This is a genomic window from Aeromonas sp. FDAARGOS 1402 (genome assembly GCF_019046925.1).
Lineage (GTDB): Bacteria > Pseudomonadota > Gammaproteobacteria > Enterobacterales > Aeromonadaceae > Aeromonas > Aeromonas caviae.
Genome location: NZ_CP077201.1, coordinates 529057 through 546733, shown reverse-complemented (window position 1 = coordinate 546733; position 17677 = coordinate 529057). Strand labels below are relative to the sequence as shown.

Annotated in this window: 29 protein-coding genes; 17 read left to right on the top strand and 12 right to left on the bottom strand. The window is 59.0% G+C overall.

Annotated features, from left to right (window positions below):
• Positions 1-9: 9 nt before the first annotated feature.
• The 10 genes from I6L32_RS02585 to I6L32_RS02540 form a co-directional block, all read right to left on the bottom strand.
• Positions 10-1317 (bottom strand): site-specific integrase, encoded by a 1308-nt coding sequence (locus I6L32_RS02585; RefSeq protein WP_216944649.1) that lies wholly within the window; start codon positions 1315-1317, stop codon positions 10-12.
• Positions 1293-1502 (bottom strand): excisionase family protein, encoded by a 210-nt coding sequence (xisR, locus tag I6L32_RS02580; RefSeq protein ID WP_033130544.1) that lies wholly within the window; start codon positions 1500-1502, stop codon positions 1293-1295. Before xisR ends, I6L32_RS02585 begins: the two co-directional genes overlap by 25 nt.
• A 66-nt stretch (positions 1503-1568) precedes the next feature.
• Positions 1569-2042 (bottom strand): single-stranded DNA-binding protein, encoded by a 474-nt coding sequence (gene ssb, locus I6L32_RS02575; protein WP_103244313.1) that lies wholly within the window; start codon positions 2040-2042, stop codon positions 1569-1571.
• Entirely contained in the window at positions 2042-2299 is a 258-nt protein-coding gene (locus I6L32_RS02570; RefSeq protein ID WP_216944648.1) for a hypothetical protein, read from the bottom strand. The genes ssb and I6L32_RS02570 overlap by 1 nt, the downstream gene beginning before the upstream one ends.
• A 54-nt stretch (positions 2300-2353) precedes the next feature.
• Complete coding sequence (locus I6L32_RS02565) at positions 2354-2548, bottom strand: hypothetical protein (protein WP_102948876.1); 195 nt, start codon at positions 2546-2548, stop codon at positions 2354-2356.
• Positions 2524-2961, bottom strand: coding sequence for a hypothetical protein (locus tag I6L32_RS02560; RefSeq protein WP_216944647.1), 438 nt, complete (start codon positions 2959-2961; stop codon positions 2524-2526). Before I6L32_RS02560 ends, I6L32_RS02565 begins: the two co-directional genes overlap by 25 nt.
• The gene (locus I6L32_RS02555; protein WP_216944646.1) at positions 2958-4769 is read right to left on the bottom strand and encodes a DNA cytosine methyltransferase; all 1812 of its coding nucleotides are present in this window, start codon (positions 4767-4769) and stop codon (positions 2958-2960) included. The genes I6L32_RS02560 and I6L32_RS02555 overlap by 4 nt, the downstream gene beginning before the upstream one ends.
• Positions 4766-6511 carry a phage N-6-adenine-methyltransferase gene (locus tag I6L32_RS23020; RefSeq protein ID WP_254203875.1) on the bottom strand — a complete coding sequence of 582 codons (1746 nt, stop codon included), beginning with the start codon at positions 6509-6511 and terminating at the stop codon, positions 4766-4768. The genes I6L32_RS02555 and I6L32_RS23020 overlap by 4 nt, the downstream gene beginning before the upstream one ends.
• A gap of 37 nt (positions 6512-6548) precedes the next feature.
• A complete protein-coding gene (locus I6L32_RS02545) occupies positions 6549-6752 on the bottom strand; it encodes a hypothetical protein (RefSeq protein WP_042016732.1) in 204 nt (67 codons plus the stop codon).
• 690 nt (positions 6753-7442) lie between these two features.
• Positions 7443-8105, bottom strand: a complete 663-nt coding sequence (locus I6L32_RS02540; protein ID WP_139390322.1) for a LexA family transcriptional regulator — start codon at positions 8103-8105, stop codon at positions 7443-7445.
• A 69-nt stretch (positions 8106-8174) separates the two neighbouring features.
• On the opposite strand from I6L32_RS02540, the gene I6L32_RS23630 reads away from it, so the two are divergent.
• Both I6L32_RS23630 and I6L32_RS02530 read left to right on the top strand, forming a co-directional pair.
• The gene (locus I6L32_RS23630) at positions 8175-8414 is read left to right on the top strand and encodes a helix-turn-helix transcriptional regulator (RefSeq protein ID WP_367950691.1); all 240 of its coding nucleotides are present in this window, start codon (positions 8175-8177) and stop codon (positions 8412-8414) included.
• Between the two features lie 18 nt (positions 8415-8432).
• Positions 8433-8939: a phage regulatory CII family protein gene (locus I6L32_RS02530; protein WP_216944645.1), complete on the top strand. Its 507-nt coding sequence runs from the start codon at positions 8433-8435 to the stop codon at positions 8937-8939.
• 112 nt (positions 8940-9051) lie between these two features.
• On the opposite strand, the gene I6L32_RS02525 is transcribed toward I6L32_RS02530, so the two are convergent.
• A complete protein-coding gene (locus tag I6L32_RS02525) occupies positions 9052-9510 on the bottom strand; it encodes a hypothetical protein (protein ID WP_216944644.1) in 459 nt (152 codons plus the stop codon).
• 159 nt (positions 9511-9669) lie between these two features.
• Here I6L32_RS02525 and I6L32_RS02520 point away from each other — a divergent pair, with 159 nt between their 5' ends.
• The 15 genes from I6L32_RS02520 (at position 9670) to I6L32_RS02450 (ending at position 16392) form a co-directional block, all read left to right on the top strand.
• On the top strand, positions 9670-10278 hold the full coding sequence (locus I6L32_RS02520) for a hypothetical protein (protein ID WP_216944643.1): 609 nt from the start codon (positions 9670-9672) through the stop codon (positions 10276-10278).
• Complete coding sequence (locus I6L32_RS02515) at positions 10271-10414, top strand: hypothetical protein (RefSeq protein WP_216944642.1); 144 nt, start codon at positions 10271-10273, stop codon at positions 10412-10414. The genes I6L32_RS02520 and I6L32_RS02515 overlap by 8 nt, the downstream gene beginning before the upstream one ends.
• A complete protein-coding gene (locus I6L32_RS02510; protein ID WP_216944641.1) occupies positions 10407-11489 on the top strand; it encodes a hypothetical protein in 1083 nt (360 codons plus the stop codon). Before I6L32_RS02515 ends, I6L32_RS02510 begins: the two co-directional genes overlap by 8 nt.
• Positions 11489-12151, top strand: a complete 663-nt coding sequence (locus tag I6L32_RS02505) for a replication protein P (RefSeq protein WP_216944640.1) — start codon at positions 11489-11491, stop codon at positions 12149-12151. Before I6L32_RS02510 ends, I6L32_RS02505 begins: the two co-directional genes overlap by 1 nt.
• Complete coding sequence (locus I6L32_RS02500; protein WP_216944639.1) at positions 12151-12411, top strand: hypothetical protein; 261 nt, start codon at positions 12151-12153, stop codon at positions 12409-12411. The genes I6L32_RS02505 and I6L32_RS02500 overlap by 1 nt, the downstream gene beginning before the upstream one ends.
• Entirely contained in the window at positions 12408-12638 is a 231-nt protein-coding gene (locus I6L32_RS02495) for a hypothetical protein (protein ID WP_254203874.1), read from the top strand. Before I6L32_RS02500 ends, I6L32_RS02495 begins: the two co-directional genes overlap by 4 nt.
• Positions 12635-12835 carry a hypothetical protein gene (locus tag I6L32_RS02490; protein WP_216944638.1) on the top strand — a complete coding sequence of 67 codons (201 nt, stop codon included), beginning with the start codon at positions 12635-12637 and terminating at the stop codon, positions 12833-12835. The genes I6L32_RS02495 and I6L32_RS02490 overlap by 4 nt, the downstream gene beginning before the upstream one ends.
• Positions 12828-13133: a hypothetical protein gene (locus I6L32_RS02485; RefSeq protein WP_216944637.1), complete on the top strand. Its 306-nt coding sequence runs from the start codon at positions 12828-12830 to the stop codon at positions 13131-13133. The genes I6L32_RS02490 and I6L32_RS02485 overlap by 8 nt, the downstream gene beginning before the upstream one ends.
• Positions 13123-13512 carry a DUF4406 domain-containing protein gene (locus tag I6L32_RS02480; protein ID WP_216944636.1) on the top strand — a complete coding sequence of 130 codons (390 nt, stop codon included), beginning with the start codon at positions 13123-13125 and terminating at the stop codon, positions 13510-13512. The genes I6L32_RS02485 and I6L32_RS02480 overlap by 11 nt, the downstream gene beginning before the upstream one ends.
• Positions 13454-13729, top strand: a complete 276-nt coding sequence (locus tag I6L32_RS23625) for a DUF3283 family protein (protein ID WP_367950690.1) — start codon at positions 13454-13456, stop codon at positions 13727-13729. Before I6L32_RS02480 ends, I6L32_RS23625 begins: the two co-directional genes overlap by 59 nt.
• Entirely contained in the window at positions 13719-13985 is a 267-nt protein-coding gene (locus tag I6L32_RS02470) for a hypothetical protein (protein WP_216944634.1), read from the top strand. The genes I6L32_RS23625 and I6L32_RS02470 overlap by 11 nt, the downstream gene beginning before the upstream one ends.
• Positions 13982-14971: a DUF968 domain-containing protein gene (locus I6L32_RS02465; RefSeq protein ID WP_216944633.1), complete on the top strand. Its 990-nt coding sequence runs from the start codon at positions 13982-13984 to the stop codon at positions 14969-14971. Before I6L32_RS02470 ends, I6L32_RS02465 begins: the two co-directional genes overlap by 4 nt.
• Positions 14968-15321 (top strand): DUF1064 domain-containing protein, encoded by a 354-nt coding sequence (locus I6L32_RS02460; protein ID WP_254203873.1) that lies wholly within the window; start codon positions 14968-14970, stop codon positions 15319-15321. Before I6L32_RS02465 ends, I6L32_RS02460 begins: the two co-directional genes overlap by 4 nt.
• A gap of 44 nt (positions 15322-15365) precedes the next feature.
• Positions 15366-15941, top strand: a complete 576-nt coding sequence (locus tag I6L32_RS02455; RefSeq protein WP_254203872.1) for an antitermination protein — start codon at positions 15366-15368, stop codon at positions 15939-15941.
• Between the two features lie 169 nt (positions 15942-16110).
• Complete coding sequence (locus tag I6L32_RS02450) at positions 16111-16392, top strand: hypothetical protein (protein ID WP_216944631.1); 282 nt, start codon at positions 16111-16113, stop codon at positions 16390-16392.
• A 231-nt stretch (positions 16393-16623) separates the two neighbouring features.
• Here I6L32_RS02450 and I6L32_RS02445 read toward each other — a convergent pair whose 3' ends face one another.
• Positions 16624-17673, bottom strand: coding sequence for an amidohydrolase family protein (locus tag I6L32_RS02445; RefSeq protein ID WP_216944630.1), 1050 nt, complete (start codon positions 17671-17673; stop codon positions 16624-16626).
• Positions 17674-17677 lie beyond the last annotated feature (4 nt).

The window sequence follows — 17677 nt, the reverse complement described above, 5'->3', positions numbered from 1 at the left end:
TACAGGTTGTTATTGTGTTGCTTTGAAATCTTGGGGCTGTATTGGGGCCAAATCTGAAAAGCTGGCCCCAAGCCTGCCCCAAACCCTGTCCGCTTCGTCGCGGTCTTGTTCGGGAATCCATTTGCCATAGACTGTTCGCACCATGGTGCTGTCCTCGTGCCCAAGGTAAGACGCAACCCATTCAGGGTTGGCGCCAGCGGTCAGCATCCAGCAAGCAAATGTATGGCGCATATGGTATTGGGTTCGGCGGCGAATGCCAGCCCTCTTTATCAACCTGTCCCATTTGTCACCCAAGGTGAAGGCCGTGTAGCAGATGCTGAGCCCGGGTGTCTTGCTGGTTACATCGGGGCTGAACACGAACGTGACCTTTTCATCTATCTGCCGGCGGTCCCGGAGCGTCTTCTTGATGTTGTGGGATTGGCGCATGGCTGTCATTGGCCGCATGCGTCTGAGTGCCTCAATTGCCGGTGGGAGGAGCACAATCGTGCGCTCATGACCTGTCTTCGGCATCTTGAAGTTGCGGGCCTGGGTGATGTTTCGGCGGATCTGCAATTCCCCGCGCTCCAGGTCAACATCCTCCCATGCCAGGGAGCAGAGCTCCCCAGTGCGCATGCCTGTCCAGCAGGCGAGCTGGACCCACATTGCGTCCATGTCGTGCCTGGCAGACTCCTGCAGGCGACGAAACTCATCTTGATCAAATGGGTCTGGTTTATCCCGGATCACTTCCACCTTGGTCAGCACTGAAGAAAGGTCCTGATGGGTGTAGCCGTTCTGCTTGGCGAAGTTGAACAGCCCAGCGGCGACCATCATGTAGTAGTTGACCGATCTCGGAGCCAAGGGCTTGCTGGTTCTGTTACGCGGCTCGGTCATCAGGTACCGGCGCCATTGCTGCAGGTCTTCGGTCCGGAAGGTGCTGACGACCCGGGTGTGGTCCAGGTCAGATGCCAGCATCCCCAGGATTGAGCGATATCGGCCACGGGCGTTATCGCCTATGTCCACATCCTTGATCTTCAGGTAGTGCTCTACCAGGTCGCCCAGAGAGATGTCCCGGCTTGCGGTCGTGCCGGCGAACCGGTGGGCGTTCTTACTATCTGGGAAGTGTTTGGCGTAGTCGAAGACACCGATGGCGATTTCATGCAGGATAGCCTCCCGCTTGCGGGAGGCGTGCTTGATGTTGGCTTTGGTGGCCGGCATGTTGAGCGTTTCCCGGCATCGCTTGCCGTGGAATCGGAAGTCGATGCGAAGACTCTTGCCGTGCAGTTCGACACCTGGTGTTTCAGCAACGATGTCGATCAGTTCTTGGTTCCGGTCAGCCAATCCTCATATCTCCGCCAGTGATAGACATACTTCCCATCCGGGGCCAACTTGTAGTGGACCCCCTCTATAAGCTGGCCCTTCTTCCGCTTCTCGCTGATGGCCTTCTCAGTGTACCCGAACATCTCTCCCAAAACTCGAGGCAGAACCCAGCTGGGGCGTTCCATCACAACCACTTTCTGATGCATATTCATGTCTCCTTTACGCCTCACGGCGAGAAGAGCGGCCCCATGGGGCCACTGTCTTTCGTTACGCTAGAACGGCAGATCGTCGTCATAAGCGATCGGTGGTTCGGTGTAGGCCGGTGATTGCGCCGGCTGTGGCGTTGGCCTTTGCTGGCTGCCTGCCGCTTGCTGTTTCCCTCCTCCGTTTTGCCCGCTTCCTCCCAGCATCTGCATCACCCCTGTGAAGCTGTCCACGAGCACCTCGGTGGTGTAGCGCTCCTGGCCGCTCTGGTCCTGCCATTTACGAGTCCGCAGTTTGCCCTCCACATAGACCTGAGAGCCCTTCTTCAGGTGCTTCCCTGCCACCTCAGCCAACATTCCCATGAACACGACACGATGCCACTCGGTGCGCTCCTTGGCCTCGCCGGTCTGCTTATCGCGCCAGGTGTCGGAGGTCGCCAAGGTGATGCTGGTGACAGCGTTCCCGCCGGGCATGTAGCGCACTTCCGGATCCTGGCCGAGGTTGCCGATCAGGATGGCCTTGTTGATACCGCGGCTGGCCATCAGTGATGCCCCTGGGTTTGATAGAGCTGCTGGAACTTGGTGTTGACCTGCCTCCATTGGGGGTCCTTTGCCTGCTTGAGGCAGTGGATACGGCGAGCCATCGCGAACTTGGCCTTTTCCAACATGTTGGCGCTGGTGGCGTGGTGCTGGGCTTTCTTGTAGGAGAGGGCCGCATCCTGATGGTTGCCGGCATGCTCCTGCTGGATGGCCTGCTTGAGATCATCCCGGTAATTGCGCTGGTAAAGTTTGATATGCATCGTGTCCTCCCGGACAGTCGTGGTTCGTTACACCCAGGCAGCATGGCCGGGCATTCAATTCAGGGGGGATTCAATCTCCTGGTACTCCAGTTCGTTGAAATTCAGATACTGGGCCGGGGCCTTGTCGATGGCGGCCAGCCGGATCTGTTGGTGGGTCATCGGGTGGTGCGCCTCGATGGTCCCGGTCAGGCGATCCGGCGCAGCCCCCAACTCTGTGGCCGCATTCAGGGTGTAGCTGTAACGGTGCATTGGCCTGCTCCTTTGGTGGTATCGATTTGCCAGCGATAACCGCCGTGTTGTTTCTGCTGGCCGGCAAGACAGCGGGTGATGCCGACCCTGACAAAACCGCCCTTGGTCTCTGCATCCGTGACACTGTCGAACCGGACGACCTGATCCCCATTGATGCCGATCACCGGGGTCTTGCGCCACTGCGGCGGTTTGACTGCATCAACGAAGAGGCGGCGGGTATGGCGCCCGCGACCGTTGTCCCCAACCATGCAGAAGTGTTCAATCCGGGTGGTGAAGCGGGCCTCCCTGTGGATCTGGCCCATCACGATGCTGGCCTCACTGACAGTGAGGGAGAACTCGGCGGCCACATCGGCACTGATGGCGCCGCCGGTGCGGGCATGAATCCACTCGGCAACGTCCTGAACAACGCTCATGCTGCCCTCCTGGCTTGCAGCTGCTTGTACGGGTTGTTGGCTCTGGCAATGGCCGCCATCGGCGGCGGGCTGACGCTATTCCCTACCATCAACACCTGATCGGTGATGGAGAGCGGGGTGCCGTCGTGGCCGCGGTCATGGATGTAGTGGCGCGGCATGCCCTGGCAGCCATAGAGCTCCTTCGGTACCAGCATGCGCAGGCCGATATCCACGATCACCCAGGTGGTGCCGCACCAGGTCACGGTCACCAGTGCCAGCCGGTCCTTGGTGGTGATGGTGTGCATCGGCTCGGTGACGGCCCCCCACTGCCCGCCGCTCGAGTAGTAGCGCATCAGGAAGGCGCTGACCCGCAGGGCTCCGGCCTCTTGCTCCGGTGTCAGGCCAAGCTCACCCGGGCTCGCCATCACGGTCTGCACCAGGGCGTGGTGTTGGCCCGCCGAGACGATGGTGGGGAGCTGGCTTTCCGGAGTGCTCGGTGGCAGGTTCTTGCGCAAGTGCACCATGAAGGCTGAGGCCAGTTGCTGCTGGCTGCCGCTCGAGGTGATGGTGCTGCATGGGTCAGTCACGGATCTGGTGGGTACGGTGTTGAACCCGCCGTTGGCCTGCACCATCAAGGGGGCCGCCAGCATGGACTTTCCACCGCCGCCAGCCATGATGGCGGCAGCAGGTTCATCCACCCCGTGCTCGCCTCCTTTACCGAAGTGGCGCACCACCAGAGGGGCCAGACTCGGGTTGCACAAGGCGAACGCACCACCCTTGGGCCAGCCTGTAATAGTGCGCAATGGGGCATCAACCGAATCGACACCGCGCCCTGACCAGTTGGCCAGCTCGATGACGAAGGGCTTGGGATTGGTCAGCACCTCGCGGATCACCCCGATTGCCACGCGCTCCAGGGTGGCATCGGCCAGTGGGCGTTTGACGTTCAGCCCCTGTGCCCGGGCTTCTTCCTTGGTGAGGAAGATGCTGGGGCAGGGGATAGACCAGTCGATGTGATCCGCCGTTACCCGATAGGGCTTGAGGTGGCTGCCTGGTGCTGGGGCCTTGCAATGGGTTGGAGCGGGCCAGCAAACGGGTTCCCCGTCCCGGCGGGCAACGAGGTAGAGGCGCTGGCGGCTGGTGGCCGCACCGTAATCGGCTGCATTCTTCACGGTATGGTCAAGCTCATACCCCATGCGCTCGATGCTGGCCAGAAAGCGGCGCCAAGTTTGGCCTGCCCGCTTGGGATCCGGCACAAGGTATTGCTGCTGGCGTGGCACCCGCTCCCCGGGCTCGGCGATATGCTGCTCGATCTTGGTCTTCTTGCCGCGCTGAACCTCGACCAGCTTGATGACCCGGCCAGTGGCCTTGTCCCGCTTGGCGATGAGGGGCCCCCAGGTGCGCATCTGCTTGACGTTCTCCATGGAAAGCACGGCAGGTTTGCTCAGGGCAAGCCATTTGGTGATCACCCATGCCAGGCTGCGGATCTCCTGCTTGCGCGGCTGACCGCCGGCGGCCTGTGAGTGGTGGGTGCAATCCGGGCTGGCGTGCAGCCAACCGACCGAGCGCCCTGCCAGCACAGCAACCGGGTCCACGGCCCAGATATCCTCTTGCAGATGCAGAGCCTCCGGGTGGTTTGCCTGGTGCATGGAAAGCGCCTTGGGGTTGTGGTTGATGGCGATGTGCACCGGGCACCCAAGCCCACGCTCAATCCCCGTGCTGGCGCCACCGCCGCCGGCGAACAGATCCACGTTGATGGCTGATCCCAGGTTGAGCGGGGCCCCGGTCACCTTGGCCCTGACGGCGCGGGAGCGGCGAAGTGATTTGCTCATACCATCACCTCATTCACTCGGGTAATTGCGTTGATCATCACGCTCTTTTGTGTGACTGGGCTGAGGGTCGGCTCGTGATGCAGGGCGTTCAGCAAGGCGATCACGGCCTCCTGGCGGTGCAGGTCGAGCATGGGGAAGGACTCGGTGAAGTTGTATCCCTCAACCTGCTTCAGAGTGGAGATAGTCTTGCGCAGCAGCGTCTTGGTTTCCTCGTCCAGGGTGGTGTATTCGTCCATGAGCTGCTCGTCGCTGACCGAGATGGCGATCGCTACCTCCCGGGCGGTGTAGTGCTCCTTGGCGCCGTAGAGCACGGTCAGCACGGCGACGAAACACGACCACTCGGCGCCACCCAGATTGAGATCGTCGTTCTGGTAGTCGAAGGCCCAGTTTTCCAGCGGCTTGATGTTGGGGGCCTCGTCTTGTTGGTGGCTATCCGGTTCTGGATCAGACAACAGCTCGAGCTGCAGTTCGCTCTGAACAGGTTTGGCACTCTGCGCCAACAGCTCGGCTGCTTTGGCGGTGGCCTGTGCCAGCAGATCGCCGGGGGCCGTCAGGTTGTCGATGATCCAGGCAGCCAGCTCGGCGGTCCTGGCCGGGGTCAGGATGTCCGCATCGTCGATCTGGTAGATAACCCCCTTCACTGCGGGGTGGCGCTGCCAGTGGGGCAGGGCGGGGGAACGACTATCTTCTGCGACAAAGCCCTGATGGATAGGCTTGTTGGCCAGCAGGTTGGCGACGGCCAGATCAAGCCGATAGAAGATCTCGGAGAGTGGATAGGGCTCGTCCAGCCAACCCTGCACATAGCCCCTGACCGTGGCCAGCTGCTCTTCGCTCAGGTCGCTGCACTCGAGCTGTTTGCCCATGATGCTGCCAGCATCGGAATAGCCCTGCTCGGCCAGCATGGTGCTATCCGTGATGGGCAATACCAGCTCCAGCATTGCCAGCTCGTCAGCCGCAGCGGCGTTGGTCGTGTCATCGCAGGCCACTGGCGGTTCCCACGCTGTCGGCTTGGCGACGGCACGCTCGTCCAGCAGCATGGCTGGCTCGGTAGAAGTGGCCTTGGCGATGGCCTGGCTGGCTTCTTCGTTGAGGACAACCGCCTGGCGGTGGATCATGTCGAGGATGATCTGGCCGGTGGTGATGAGGTCGTCACGGCGCAGTCGCGCCTCGGGGCGGCGTTCCCCCTGCCAGCTGGCATCGAAGATCGCCACGGCAGAGGCAAAGCCGCTGGCGCTGGGCTTGTCTTTCTTCGGGTCGCGGGGCACGTACCAGCTCGGCACCTCAAAGCCGATACGGCCGCTGATGAACTGGATAAAGTCGGCATCCTCCGGCCACCAGGTTTCACTGGTGGCGGCCTTGATGAGCAGCATGATCTTGGCGCCCTGTGCCCGCTGCTCGCGGCAGTAGTTGAGGATGGCCTCCATCCCGGTGATGGGGTTGCCCTCGCTATCCGCGCACGGGCGGGAGTAGGGCGGGTTGCCGAAGGCGGCACCACCAAGACGGCGCAGGTCGGCGGCCAGCTCCTGGGTGAGGGCATTGTCTTCGGCGTCGTAGTAGTGCGGCACCAGAGCGTTGCAGTCATCGGCGAACATGTCGAGCACTACCGGCCCCAGGGTGGGGGCGAACTGGTGGAACAGGCCCCAGGCCAATGCCTTGGGGGTCTGCCATTGGTCGCCAATCTGCTTGAGCTCATGGTCAGGCTGGGCCTGGAGTTCTGCCAGCGCTTGGGCGTAGTGGTTCATCGTTGCCTCTTTGTTGAGATATGACCCGCTCCCCGGATCAGGGCTTGGCCTTCTTTGCGACCCTGGCTACTGCGCGGGCTGCCTTGAGGCACTCATCGAACACCTTCCCCTTGGCGAAGCTGGGCGTCCGGTCGAAATAGAAGGTGGCTTCTTTCACCCCCAGCGAGACCGCGTGGGGGGGGAATTCCTCCTTCTCCAGCGTTGCCTTGATGTGCTTGGCAATGAACTCGCGTGGGTGCATGGCTGCCTCCGCTATGTCTGAAATTGGTCTCATCACACAAGCGACAGGCAATAGGAGGCCGTGACCCGCTGTTGGGCCGCTATCGCTTGTGGGATAAGGGCCCCGTTGCCGGGGCCAGGAGAGAGCTGTAACCACATGCATTGCACCTGTGGTGGTGGCTTGAGCACTTCACAGTGAGTCAGCCGTTCTTGCTGTCGGTACCGGTGCGTCCTCACGGGCAGACCTACCATTCGAAACGGTCGCCTCTCGGCGAGGGCCTGGGTGGCGCTTCACAGCGGGACCAGGCATCCGCTTAACCCTGCGGTGGGAGATGTGATCACCTCCTTGGGGTGGTCATATCGAGTAGCTGTGGTGGCCTACGATTTCACTTCCTATCGGCACCTCCCGGCGGCTTGCAGCTGATGGGATGGTTGTCACCACAACTCAGTTGGTTCTGGTCACCGGTTCGCACGTCCGTGGGCTTGTCGCCTCGTAAGTCCCCTGCAAAACCAACTGGGTTGTGTCTCGGCCTATGCCCCCGGTTTGTTGCAACCACTGCCAGTGTTGTGCTGGCCCTCCAGCTGGGGTATTTCAACAGTTCGCCTATCAATAATCACGCAGCGTGTTTTAACTGTCAACACGAAGCGTGATTATTTTGCATATAAATAAACCCGCATAATGCGGGTTTGTGTTTAATGTCGTTGTTAGATGCTACTCAGGTGTGTACGAGCCAATCACAACTCCACACACTTTAACAGGATGGACATGGTCATTGATGGTGTACCGCGGATTGAGTGCCTTTAGGTAGTGTCGACCCATCTCGTTCTCGGACAACTCCTTGAAGGTACAGCTCCCATCTTCCAGGCATGCGACGACGCGATGGCCTGATTTCGGAGGGTGATCAGGGTCCACGAAAATTACCGTCCCTTCTGGGTAACTGCGACCCCCGTGGGGGTTGGTCATAGAATCCCCACGCACCCTCAAAGCAAAAGTTCGGGGACCAGCTTTTGGATTTGGGCAAGCGTAAAAATCAAAGTCTTCAGATAGCAGTTCAAAAGAGTCAGTTAGACAGAATTCACCTGCTTGAACCCATGAAATCAAGGGCACCATTTTGATTTCATTGCTTTTTACTGGTGCCAGATCCACAGCTTTAACTGTGTTGGTGCCAAAAAGTATGTACTCAGGGCCAACACCAAGAGCTTGGGCGAGGACTACAGCATCATCGGCGCTGATTTTACGAGCTCCCACTTCATAGTTGCCAACTCGAGACTGAGATGCCCAACCACATTTCTCGGCTAGTGCCGCTTGGCTGAGACCTTCCTTTTCTCGAAGAGCTTTTAGCCGCTCTCCACGGGCTATGTGTTCATTTGTCATATCTAATATTTTTATCACGGAATGTGATACTCGCTTCTCACGAGTTGTGTTTACTTTTAATCACAAAGCGTGTTTACTGTGTCCGTGGATGGGAGATCACCATTGAACCGAATAGCTGAAATTAGAAAAACATTGGGAAAAACACAGTCCGATCTGGCTAAGGCTGCTGGGTGGCGAGTGTCAAGAATCGGCAACTATGAGCTGGGGCTAAGAACGCCAGGGCTTATTGAGAGCCGTTGTATTGTCGATGCTCTCAATGCCATCGGTGCCAAGTGTTCCCTCGAAGAGGTCTTTCCGCCCAGTAACTAACCAGAGCATGAGGTCATCATGACAAACACCACTGAAAAAACCACGTTAAACCCTGGCTCTGTTTTGCGCACCGACGTGATGGCCGCGGCGTATTTGCTGGGGCAGGCCACCAATATCAGCGACTTGGCTCGCAAGCTGGGCAAGAGCCCAGTGGTGCTGGCCAATAAGATGAACCCCGATTGTGACAGTCACCATCTCAACCTGGGGGAGGCTGTCGCCGTCACCGAGTTGGCTGATGACAACCGCATCCTGGAGGCATGGGCTGCCGGTCGCGGCTTGATGCTAGTGGCGAGGCCTCATGGTTCTGTCAGTGACGATGAGTTGGTGGAGCAAGTGCTGCTGGCTCAGTCGGTGTTCGGCAAGTTGATGCAGGCGATCCACGATGCCCGGATAGATGGGGTGATTGACCGGATGGAGCAGGGGCAAATTGAACGGGTTGGTACTTTGGTTGCCGAGCAGGTGATGGGGCTGATCCGCAGCACTGGCGCCAATGTGCGACAGCTGCAGACGACTTTCAGCAAGTAGAAAAGAGCGGCCCCGCGCTGCGTCAACAGCCGGGGCCATGGTTCAGTCATCAAGTGGAGATGAGAACATGAAAAAGCATACGAAATCAGCGGGGGGAGGGCAAGCCAAAGGCTTAAGTCCGCGGCACATCCCCTGCAATAAAAGCGGCCACCGTCTCCATAAAGGTCAGGGTGGTAGTCGGTGGGCAGCCGAGCTCGATGCAGGCCCGCATATGGGCCGGGTTGGTCAGCACCCCCAGCTCGGAGGGCATGTCTTCGGCGGCCTTGCTCAGGGCGGCTCGCAGCTCGTCATCCGACATGGTGGGAGCGTTGATGATCAAGCGGGCATAGTTCTCGCCACGTTTGGCAAAGCGCAGGGCCGTCATGGCCGGCTGCCAGACAAAACTCAGGGTCGACAGCACGACCAGCAGGCCGCCAAACAGCATGTTATTCCCGACATCGGCAAAGACTGCCGAGCCCAGGACGATCTGGAAGAAGGTCAACAGCCGATCGCTGCGTGCCCAAAATCGAGCATGCATCTCTTCGATGGCGTGGCTGTAGTACAGGGCGAAATTCAGATCATGTCGGGACATGGATACTTCCTTAGCCGTTTGGCTTCTGCGCCGGGGGAGGAGGCGGGGGCGGCGCTGGCGAACGTGGCACTCGGCCCGTCCTGGCTCCATCCTCGTTCCAGACCGGGTCTTTGGGTTGGAATGGTTCGGTCATACAGCCTCCTGCTGCTTGGTGATGGTTTGAGCGCTTTCACTGTAGCATGGGGCGAGAGCCTGCCTCAAACAGGTCGCGGCCCGGCGTTATGGGCACCCTTATTTGGGGCTGACTACCTCACTATTTTTTGGGAGGAGGTGGGGGAGGCGGTGTTCTTGGAACTCTGCCTTTATCAACAGGGCTTGGTGAAGGCCGAGGCGTTGGCCGTGCCGGTGCTTGTGGTGGTTTGCTCATCAGTTTTGAACCCTCTAGTGAATAGCCAATCAGTTACTTTTTGGTTGGCGGCGGTGGCGGCGGATCTCTTGAAATTCGTCCCTTTGCATTATCTCCACCGGGCAGCTTCCGATTTATTGCGAGATTATCTTTGCCCTGTGGCCGCGGTGATGGATTCGGCTTTTTATCTGACATTGTCTTCAGCAATTCCGTTTGGGGTGTCACGTTCCAACAAGCTAACACGGCCCAAAGGGGTCTACCAATTCTTGCCGCATGTCGCCATGCAGTATCCGGCGATGATCCGGCTGGCGTGGGGCGAGCCGTTCTATAACGGACTTAAGGCGCTTGCCAATAGTCACTCCCCGGTATTCCTTCGCCCCCAGCAGCATGGCTTCAGCAGTTATAGGGGGCGCCATGAATAGACCTAAGGTGTTGCCCTACCTGAAGTGGGTGAACGGCTATCAACTGGTGGTGATGGGGGTGGCCCTGCCCATTAGTCCGACGCAGGCCAAGGTGGTCTTTTCCCAACTGCAGCGATTGGAGGTGGGTCATGGGTGAGGTGATCAAACTGGTGGCCCCTGTGGCCGCCCCAACGCGTCGAGGTTGCAACGTGATGGACAATCGCCGCTCCGGCTTTCGGCTGATGTATTGCAGCATGAAGGAGGCTCCCTGGTACCGTGATGTCGCCAAGAAGGCAGTGATGTTCCACCTGATCCTTGAGGTGGCCCATGAACATCGCACGGTGGTGTTTGGCGGCAAGCGGGTGCAGCTCTCCCGAGGGCAGATGGTGTGTTCGGCCAAGAGCCTGGGGCTGGAGTGCGGTATCTCAGAAGATCAGGCCCGCCGGGCGCTGGAGTTCTTCAGGGTGGATGGGGCGATCAGCTGCGTTGGTGCTCGAGGGAAGGGGGGGTACACCGTGGTGACCCTTCTCAATTTCGATGCCTATCAGCGCGGATTATCGCAAATATTTAGCGCGGAATATGACGCTGATTCTGAGGCCGCGCCAGCACTAGGGTTTGAGGGGGGTGAGCAAAGTGGCGGCGCGGATTTACCCGCCGAACAACACGCCGAAGACTATATCAGTAAGAACATACAGAACATAAAGACAGACCTTAAAGACTCTTCGTCGAAACTCGCTGACGCGACTTCCGACCTGCAGAGAGAGCAGGGCTCAGCTGATGAGCTGATTACTGCTGACCCCCTCCCTGACGAGCCAGCTGCAGCCGAACCCAAGACCCGGGTTATCCCAGAGGCTGCCATTCAGACCCCCAATGGCAAATCATGGGGCACCGCTGAAGACCTGAAGACCGCGCAGTGGATGTTCAAGCGGGTGCAGGTGATCGCGCCTACCGCACTCGAACCGAACTGGGCGCAGTGGGCCAACGTGATCCGCCTGATGCGCGAGCTCGACCAGCACAGCCACCGGGATATCTGCGAGCTGTACGACTGGGTGAGCCGGGATGCGTTCTGGTGCACCAACGTCCTGTCGCCACAGAAACTCCGCCAGCAGTGGACCCCGTTGACGGTGAGACGCAATGCCCCCACCCATCGGCCCACCGGCGGCCAGCATACCGATCTGACCAAATCCATGACTGCTGACGAGCTGAATCGTCGGATGCAGGAGGGCTTCTGATGAGCATGAAACCACTGAGCGCAGTGCTCGAGGACATGACGCATCGTGGCCTTCCTGCACAGGCCAGCGAGCCAAAATATCGGGCTTTGACCGACCACGATTCGCAGATGGTGTCGATGTTGTTCGAGCAGTTGAAGATCGTGTTTCCTGCCTGGAAACATGCCTTCCCGACCGATGACGCCCAGCGTCGTGCCCTGACTGAATGGACCCGCGCCCTGGTCGATGCTGGCTGCACCAGCCGCGAACAGTTGCAGTTGGGCATGCGGGTGGCCCGCGAGCAGGAGATCCCGTTTTTCCCCAGCACAGGGATGTTCATCAAGTGGTGCCAGATCACACCAGAGTCGCTTGGCCTGCCGACGGTCGATCAGGCGTTGGCCGATGTAGTTCGCCACCGCAAGAGCCACCCGGCCGTGGTGATTGCCGCTCGCGCTACCCGCTTTGAACGCCAGACCCTGACCACTGATGAGTACCGCAAGGTGTTCGCTCAAGCCTATGACCAGGTCGTGCGCCGGGTGATGGCCGGAGAGGATGTCGAGGCGGAGGTGCTGAAGGGGCTGCCCACTCGTGAGCAGATTTGCCATAGCCCTGAGTTCTACCAGCAAGCTGGACAGCGGGGTGTTGCCAGTCTGAAGGCGTTGTTCAAGCGCGGGGGAGGTGTGTGATGGCTGGTCAATTCAACACGAACGTCGAGCGCGATGTGCGCGAGGCACAGTTCTGCCGGGTGGTCATCTATCCGCCGGTGCGGGGCTGGGTGGGGGAGCGGGTGCACCTGGAGGTGTCGAACTCGCTGGAAACCCTGGGCAAAACCGATGCCGCCAGCAGTGCCGGGTATTACCTGGTGTGGGATGGAGCCGAGGAGGCACGGGCGGAAGCGGCGCGGATCCGGGGTAAGGCGGTCGAGCTGGTGAGGGTGGGGGCATGATGCACTACTACGCCCAGCATACCCCGACTCGGGATTGGCAGGCTCCGCTGCTCGGCATCGAGGAGTTGGAGAAGGCTCGGGAGACGGGCATTTGTGTGTCGATCGGGATGTGGGTGCTCCATGACATCGGGTTCGTTGCCTGGAGTGTTGAGATTGGAGTGATCGTCGGAACTGCCATGAGCAAGGCAGCTCATCAAACCACCGCCGGGAGGGGGAGGAAGGGATGAATATCGACATGATGTATGGGGTGCTGATCATCAGCTGGTGGGTGTTGTTGGTGCTGGTGGTGATTGAAATCCGGCATTGGCTGGCGGAGGTGCCCGAGGAAGAAGACGGTTTGGCCATTGATGAGCCGCGGCTGGTGTCGGCCTGCCGTGAGCTCTCCGAACTGGCGGCCAAGGCAAAGGAGGTCAGCCATGGTTAAGGCCTTCTTCCTGCTGATGTATGTGTTCGTGGTGCTGTTTGTGCTGGCCCATGTGCCTTATGAAGGCGGTGTGGGTTGGCAGTTACTGGGGGCTCCGGTGGTGTGGGTCGTGCTGGGTGGCTGGGTGCTGATCATGTTCCCATATCCTGTTGCACGGTTACTGCTGGCGCCCCTGCGTGCCCTGCTGCTGGTACTTGTCTGGCTCGGCACCCTGCTGGTGGCTGTCGCCAAGCTGGTGCTGGTGAAACTGAACCGAATCAATTGCGATCTGGCCGGGGAGGCCCATCATGACCATTAAGCCGAGCGAACTGACAGAACAGGGACTGATCAACCTGGCCGGGGTGAAGGTGTACGTTGCGGGCCCCATGACCGGACTGCCGCAGTTTAACCGGCCGGCGTTCTACGCTGCCGAGGCTTACCTGCAGGGTCAGGGCGCCAGAGTGATGAACCCGGCGGTGTTGCCGGATGGGTGGACCCATGATGCCTACATGCGGATCGCCATCCCCATGCTGATGGAGTGCGAGGCGGTGGCATTCTTGCCCGGTTGGCAGCAGAGCAGGGGGGCGCGGCAGGAGTTCACCCGCGCCCACGCTTTCGGCTTGGTGCTGTTGCAACTGGATGTGGAGGAAATCCCCCTGGGGTTGCTGGTCAAGCAGCATCTGCCGTTGGTGGTGTAACCACATGCCCACAAATCTGGCGAGCCTCACTGCTGAGGCTCGTGTACGGATTGATTTAGACAAACAGGTAGCCTTTCTGATTTGGCAGTGCCGCCAGGGCCGATCAACCCGTGAGGATGTTGCCAAGGCCATCACTCAACAGCCAGCAGAGTACCAGGAGTATTTTTGCGAGCGGCTTAACCACTACCGTGAGGTAAAGGGGACACATGAGCAGTAAATTCACGAGCCGCAGTGCGGCCAGAGCACACCATTTACAGCAGCAGGCCAACAACCCGGTCGGGGCCGCACTCAACGAGAGTGCTGCGCTGTTCCGTTCCATCGATACCTCTTGCCCTGGGCTGACAGCTGCTGAAGCTGCCCGTCGGGTCATCGCCGTTGAATCCCTCGCCGTGCGCCGCAGCGCCAGCTATCAGCTGCTGGTTCGCCTGGGACCGCTGCTCGACAAACTCGCGTTGATGGAGAAGCTGGGATGACGCCGTCCCACCCGGTATTTGTGCCGGCCATGGGACTGGTGCTGCTGCAGGTGGGTGAGGGGTTGGCGCCGCTTCGCACTGCTCTGGCGAACCGGCCGGCCGTGCTGGTGGCTGCCACGGAAGGGGGCGATCTGCTGACCCAGTTCCCGGAGCTGGCCAGTGCCTTGCTTAACCCAGCCATCGTCAAGGCCGCCGGCGGCGAGTTGGCCTTGCGCAGCGTGGGCCAGTGCCTGGTCGACCATGGTTGTATAGGGGAGTCGGTCACAACGGTGATGGGGGGCCTGCCGCTGCCACTGTGTTGGCACCATGATAACGAATACCGAAACGGCCAGCTGCCGTTCAACCCCGCGGAGCATGCCCCGGCGATCACCCGGGCGTTGCTGATCCGGATCGCCGGTTGGTGCGGGGTTGAGTTCGCGCAATTGCAGGCGCGGGATCTCTGTTGGTGGGCCTGCGTCTATAAGGTGCAGAGCCTGCTGCCCATTGATGTGGTGCGCCATGCCTGCCGGCTGTCGCCGGTGGGGCCGGAGAGGGTGTTGATCCCGGGGCGCGGTTATCGCGAGACGGCTGCCCGCTATCAGGTGCAGGAACCCGAGTTGATGGCGGAGGATCCGCTGGCCGGACTGCGTGGCCGGATCAGGCCCAAGCAGGCGGTGAAGACCATCGACCCAGAACCGCCGATGCTGCATATCCCCCGCCCCAAGATGAAGCGATGGGAGTCGGCCAACTATCTGGAGTTCGTGCGCCAGCTGCCGTGCGTGGTGACCGGTCAGACCGATGGCATCGAGGCGCACCATGTGGTGGGGCACGGGCTCAGCGTGATGGGCAGCAAGACCCATGACCTGATGACCTTTCCGCTCTGCCACCAGGCACACATGGAGTTGCATAACAACGGTTGGCAGCAGTGGGAGCAGACCCACGGAAGCCAGCTTGATCACGTCGCGATGACGTTAAACAAGGCCGCCGGCCTGGGAGTGTTTGGATGACGCCATACAGTGGGAAAGCCGTGAAAGCGCGGGCCCGCCCGCAGCCGGTACCGGGCACCATGAACAAGACCGAGGCCGCCTATGCCAGCCACCTGCGCCAGCTGATGCTGGCGGGCGAGGTGCTGCACTACGAGTTTGAACCGCTCAAGCTGCGGCTGGCCGACAAGACCTTCTACACCCCGGATTTTATGGTGGTGCGCCGGGATGGGCTGATCGAGCTGCACGAGGTGAAGGGATTCTGGGAGGACGATGCCCGGGTGAAGATCAAGGTGGCGGCCAAGCAGCACTGGATGTTCACCTTCGTCGGGGTACAGCGCAAAGGCGCCCACTGGTCACTGGAGGCATTCTGATGCGACTCGAATATGCGCTTTCTATTGGGGAACCCCGTTCGGCAATGCTCCAGGCTATTCAGTCCCGCTCCACTGGTCCTTCTCACCTGACTCAGGCCGATGTACTGGGGGCGCTGGGGTTGGTGCAGAAGTATGAAGGGGTGGGGTTGGCGCTGATGATGGCCCGTTACACCAAAGACAAGGCCAGCCATCACAAGGCGGTGATCGGGGTGATGGCCGAGTGCAGCAAGCTGGCGCCAAAGTACGTGGGTGCCATCAAGGGGCGCGGCCAAGGAATGGCACTGAAGGCGATCGCTGCGGTGTCAGTGCAGCACTACTGCCGCACCGCAGATACGCCAGGGGCGGCTTGCCAATGCAAGGGGAGGGGGAACGTTCGGGATATGGAGGCATCCCGGTTACACGGCAAGCCCGTCGACAAGGTTTGCCCCCGCTGTGGCGGTACCGGGTTGCGCCCCATCCCAGGCACGCAGATCCGGCGCGCTATTGAACCGTTGCTGGGCACGCTGAGCCGCGGCCAGTGGGAGCGGCAGTGGTACCCGCTTTATCAAGCGGTGCTGGCCTGGTGCCATGTGCAGGAGAGTGAGGTGGCGGCGTTTTACAAGCGGGTGACGGTTGTGTGAGGAGACATTCCATTTTGTTCGTAACGAGGGCCTCTTTTTTATGTTTTACTATAAATAAGTTCGTTGCCAGTACCGTGATCATAGTCCCAGAGTCGTATGGCTGGTTGCTATATCATACGAAGAATTGGTTCTCGCATGAGAACTTTTTCATGGTGAGTATTAGGGTATTATGGCCAACAATTTGTTTATTTCTTATGACTTGTATGCTCCAGGTCAAAAGTATGATGCGGTAATCGAAGAAATCAAATCACTTGGTGCTTGGGCCAAGGTACATAAATCACTTTGGTATGTGAATTCATCACTAGATCATGAGGCTGTAGCCAAGAAGGTATGGGCAAAAATGGATGCGAACGATTCACTTCTTGTGCTCAATGCCTCCACTAATAGCTTTTACGCCTTCAACATTGATTCTGAAGTTCTGAAACAAATGCAGGGACAGTGGTATAAATAAGTAATTGTGTTCTGCCAAAAATACGTAATTATAGTTGCCACCTGACGCAGAATTAATTATTTAGCCAAGTTGTAGGTACAAATTTATACGGATTTTCACCAAGGCTCTTGGTATTTACCAAGAGCTCAGGCCGATTAAAACGCTACCTGTTCCCAAGCCGGAATCGATCTAAAAACAGATGACAAAGCTGGTCAAATTTCGGCCTCCTAAATGAGGCCCATAAAGTGGGCCTTACTCATTTTCAATTGTTAAAAAGCCTGCTGCAGAAATCTTCTTCTGTCGTGCCGCGGGAAGTATCGATATCAAGTTTGATAGCGCCACCCGGTGAGCAGTATCGTGGGGAAGGGCATCGAGAAATGGCTCAAATCCGAACATGTATTTGCTCAAACTGCCAAAGGTGCCCACGACATCGGAACCCAGCATGAAGCGGGTTGGATATCGAGACACCATGTTGACCCAGGCGGGATCGGGATTGCCCAACTCATCGACCAGATAGGGATGAAGCACGCTCCAAGAGAGGTCGACGTAGAGGTTTGGATACTTGCCAAGTAACTGTTCAATCGTCGGCAGCAGGAATGTCATCTTCCCCTGGGTTCGATAGATTTCCATGCTCGTGCCTGCGTGTGCCCAGATGAACCGGGTATCCGGGTTGGCACGTAGGGCTTCTTCAAACTCGCCGAGGTAAAGGGGGTAACGTTCGCGTTTGGACGTGATGTTGGAGTGAAGCAATACAGGGAGATCGTAGTCGGCTGCGACCTGGTACACCTTCGCCAGAGCCTTACTGTTGGCACGTGGAGCTTTGCCGTAGATCAGGGCGGTCAGATAGTCATGGCGGGTGAATACCTCCCCAATGCCCTGCCATAGGCCAGGGTCACGGTCCAGCATGTCCTTGATCTGGGCTGCGGCGTTCATGTCATTGGGATTGAAACCGGAAATGAACGGATGAAAACGGGGTTTAACCTCTGCCGGTAGCTGCTTGTAGGCATGGGCGATCAGCGTGTCGGTCGCGCTGTACCAGTAGGCTTTAGCATCGTCGCCGGCGTAGTAGCGGGGTTGTACGGGTTCGTTCTCATCCCATTCTTTCGCAACCGAGATACCGGTGAAAACGGCATGGTCAATCCTGGCGGAATCGACCCCTTCGAGCAGCTTCGTGATGCCCGCACTCTCTTGGAAAAAGTCCACGTAGTGCAGATGAACATCGCTGTATCGGTAGTTATGGGCTCGTGCACTGGTTGTCGGCAGGACAACGAGTAGAGTCCAAAGGAGTATTTTGAAATACATCTGA

Bases quoted from the DNA above. Each gene is read 5' to 3' on its own strand.
- I6L32_RS02525 (WP_216944644.1), bottom strand. From the start codon at position 9,510: ATGTCCCGACATGATCTGAATTTCGCCCTGTACTACAGCCACGCCATC.
- I6L32_RS02465 (WP_216944633.1), top strand. From the start codon at position 13,982: ATGACGCCGTCCCACCCGGTATTTGTGCCGGCCATGGGACTGGTGCTG.
- I6L32_RS02480 (WP_216944636.1), top strand. From the start codon at position 13,123: ATGACCATTAAGCCGAGCGAACTGACAGAACAGGGACTGATCAACCTG.
- I6L32_RS02515 (WP_216944642.1), top strand. From the start codon at position 10,271: ATGAATAGACCTAAGGTGTTGCCCTACCTGAAGTGGGTGAACGGCTAT.
- I6L32_RS02570 (WP_216944648.1), bottom strand. From the start codon at position 2,299: ATGCATATCAAACTTTACCAGCGCAATTACCGGGATGATCTCAAGCAG.
- I6L32_RS02450 (WP_216944631.1), top strand. From the start codon at position 16,111: ATGGCCAACAATTTGTTTATTTCTTATGACTTGTATGCTCCAGGTCAA.
- I6L32_RS02555 (WP_216944646.1), bottom strand. From the start codon at position 4,769: ATGAGCAAATCACTTCGCCGCTCCCGCGCCGTCAGGGCCAAGGTGACC.
- I6L32_RS02565 (WP_102948876.1), bottom strand. From the start codon at position 2,548: ATGCACCGTTACAGCTACACCCTGAATGCGGCCACAGAGTTGGGGGCT.
- I6L32_RS02510 (WP_216944641.1), top strand. From the start codon at position 10,407: ATGGGTGAGGTGATCAAACTGGTGGCCCCTGTGGCCGCCCCAACGCGT.
- I6L32_RS02470 (WP_216944634.1), top strand. From the start codon at position 13,719: ATGAGCAGTAAATTCACGAGCCGCAGTGCGGCCAGAGCACACCATTTA.
- I6L32_RS02495 (WP_254203874.1), top strand. From the start codon at position 12,408: ATGATGCACTACTACGCCCAGCATACCCCGACTCGGGATTGGCAGGCT.
- I6L32_RS02460 (WP_254203873.1), top strand. From the start codon at position 14,968: ATGACGCCATACAGTGGGAAAGCCGTGAAAGCGCGGGCCCGCCCGCAG.
- ssb (WP_103244313.1), bottom strand. From the start codon at position 2,042: ATGGCCAGCCGCGGTATCAACAAGGCCATCCTGATCGGCAACCTCGGC.
- I6L32_RS02540 (WP_139390322.1), bottom strand. From the start codon at position 8,105: ATGACAAATGAACACATAGCCCGTGGAGAGCGGCTAAAAGCTCTTCGA.
- I6L32_RS02445 (WP_216944630.1), bottom strand. From the start codon at position 17,673: ATGTATTTCAAAATACTCCTTTGGACTCTACTCGTTGTCCTGCCGACA.
- I6L32_RS02500 (WP_216944639.1), top strand. From the start codon at position 12,151: ATGGCTGGTCAATTCAACACGAACGTCGAGCGCGATGTGCGCGAGGCA.
- I6L32_RS02560 (WP_216944647.1), bottom strand. From the start codon at position 2,961: ATGAGCGTTGTTCAGGACGTTGCCGAGTGGATTCATGCCCGCACCGGC.
- I6L32_RS02545 (WP_042016732.1), bottom strand. From the start codon at position 6,752: ATGCACCCACGCGAGTTCATTGCCAAGCACATCAAGGCAACGCTGGAG.
- I6L32_RS23020 (WP_254203875.1), bottom strand. From the start codon at position 6,511: ATGAACCACTACGCCCAAGCGCTGGCAGAACTCCAGGCCCAGCCTGAC.
- I6L32_RS02490 (WP_216944638.1), top strand. From the start codon at position 12,635: ATGAATATCGACATGATGTATGGGGTGCTGATCATCAGCTGGTGGGTG.
- I6L32_RS02455 (WP_254203872.1), top strand. From the start codon at position 15,366: ATGCTCCAGGCTATTCAGTCCCGCTCCACTGGTCCTTCTCACCTGACT.
- I6L32_RS02530 (WP_216944645.1), top strand. From the start codon at position 8,433: ATGACAAACACCACTGAAAAAACCACGTTAAACCCTGGCTCTGTTTTG.
- I6L32_RS02485 (WP_216944637.1), top strand. From the start codon at position 12,828: ATGGTTAAGGCCTTCTTCCTGCTGATGTATGTGTTCGTGGTGCTGTTT.
- I6L32_RS23625 (WP_367950690.1), top strand. From the start codon at position 13,454: ATGTGGAGGAAATCCCCCTGGGGTTGCTGGTCAAGCAGCATCTGCCGT.
- xisR (WP_033130544.1), bottom strand. From the start codon at position 1,502: ATGCATCAGAAAGTGGTTGTGATGGAACGCCCCAGCTGGGTTCTGCCT.
- I6L32_RS02505 (WP_216944640.1), top strand. From the start codon at position 11,489: ATGAGCATGAAACCACTGAGCGCAGTGCTCGAGGACATGACGCATCGT.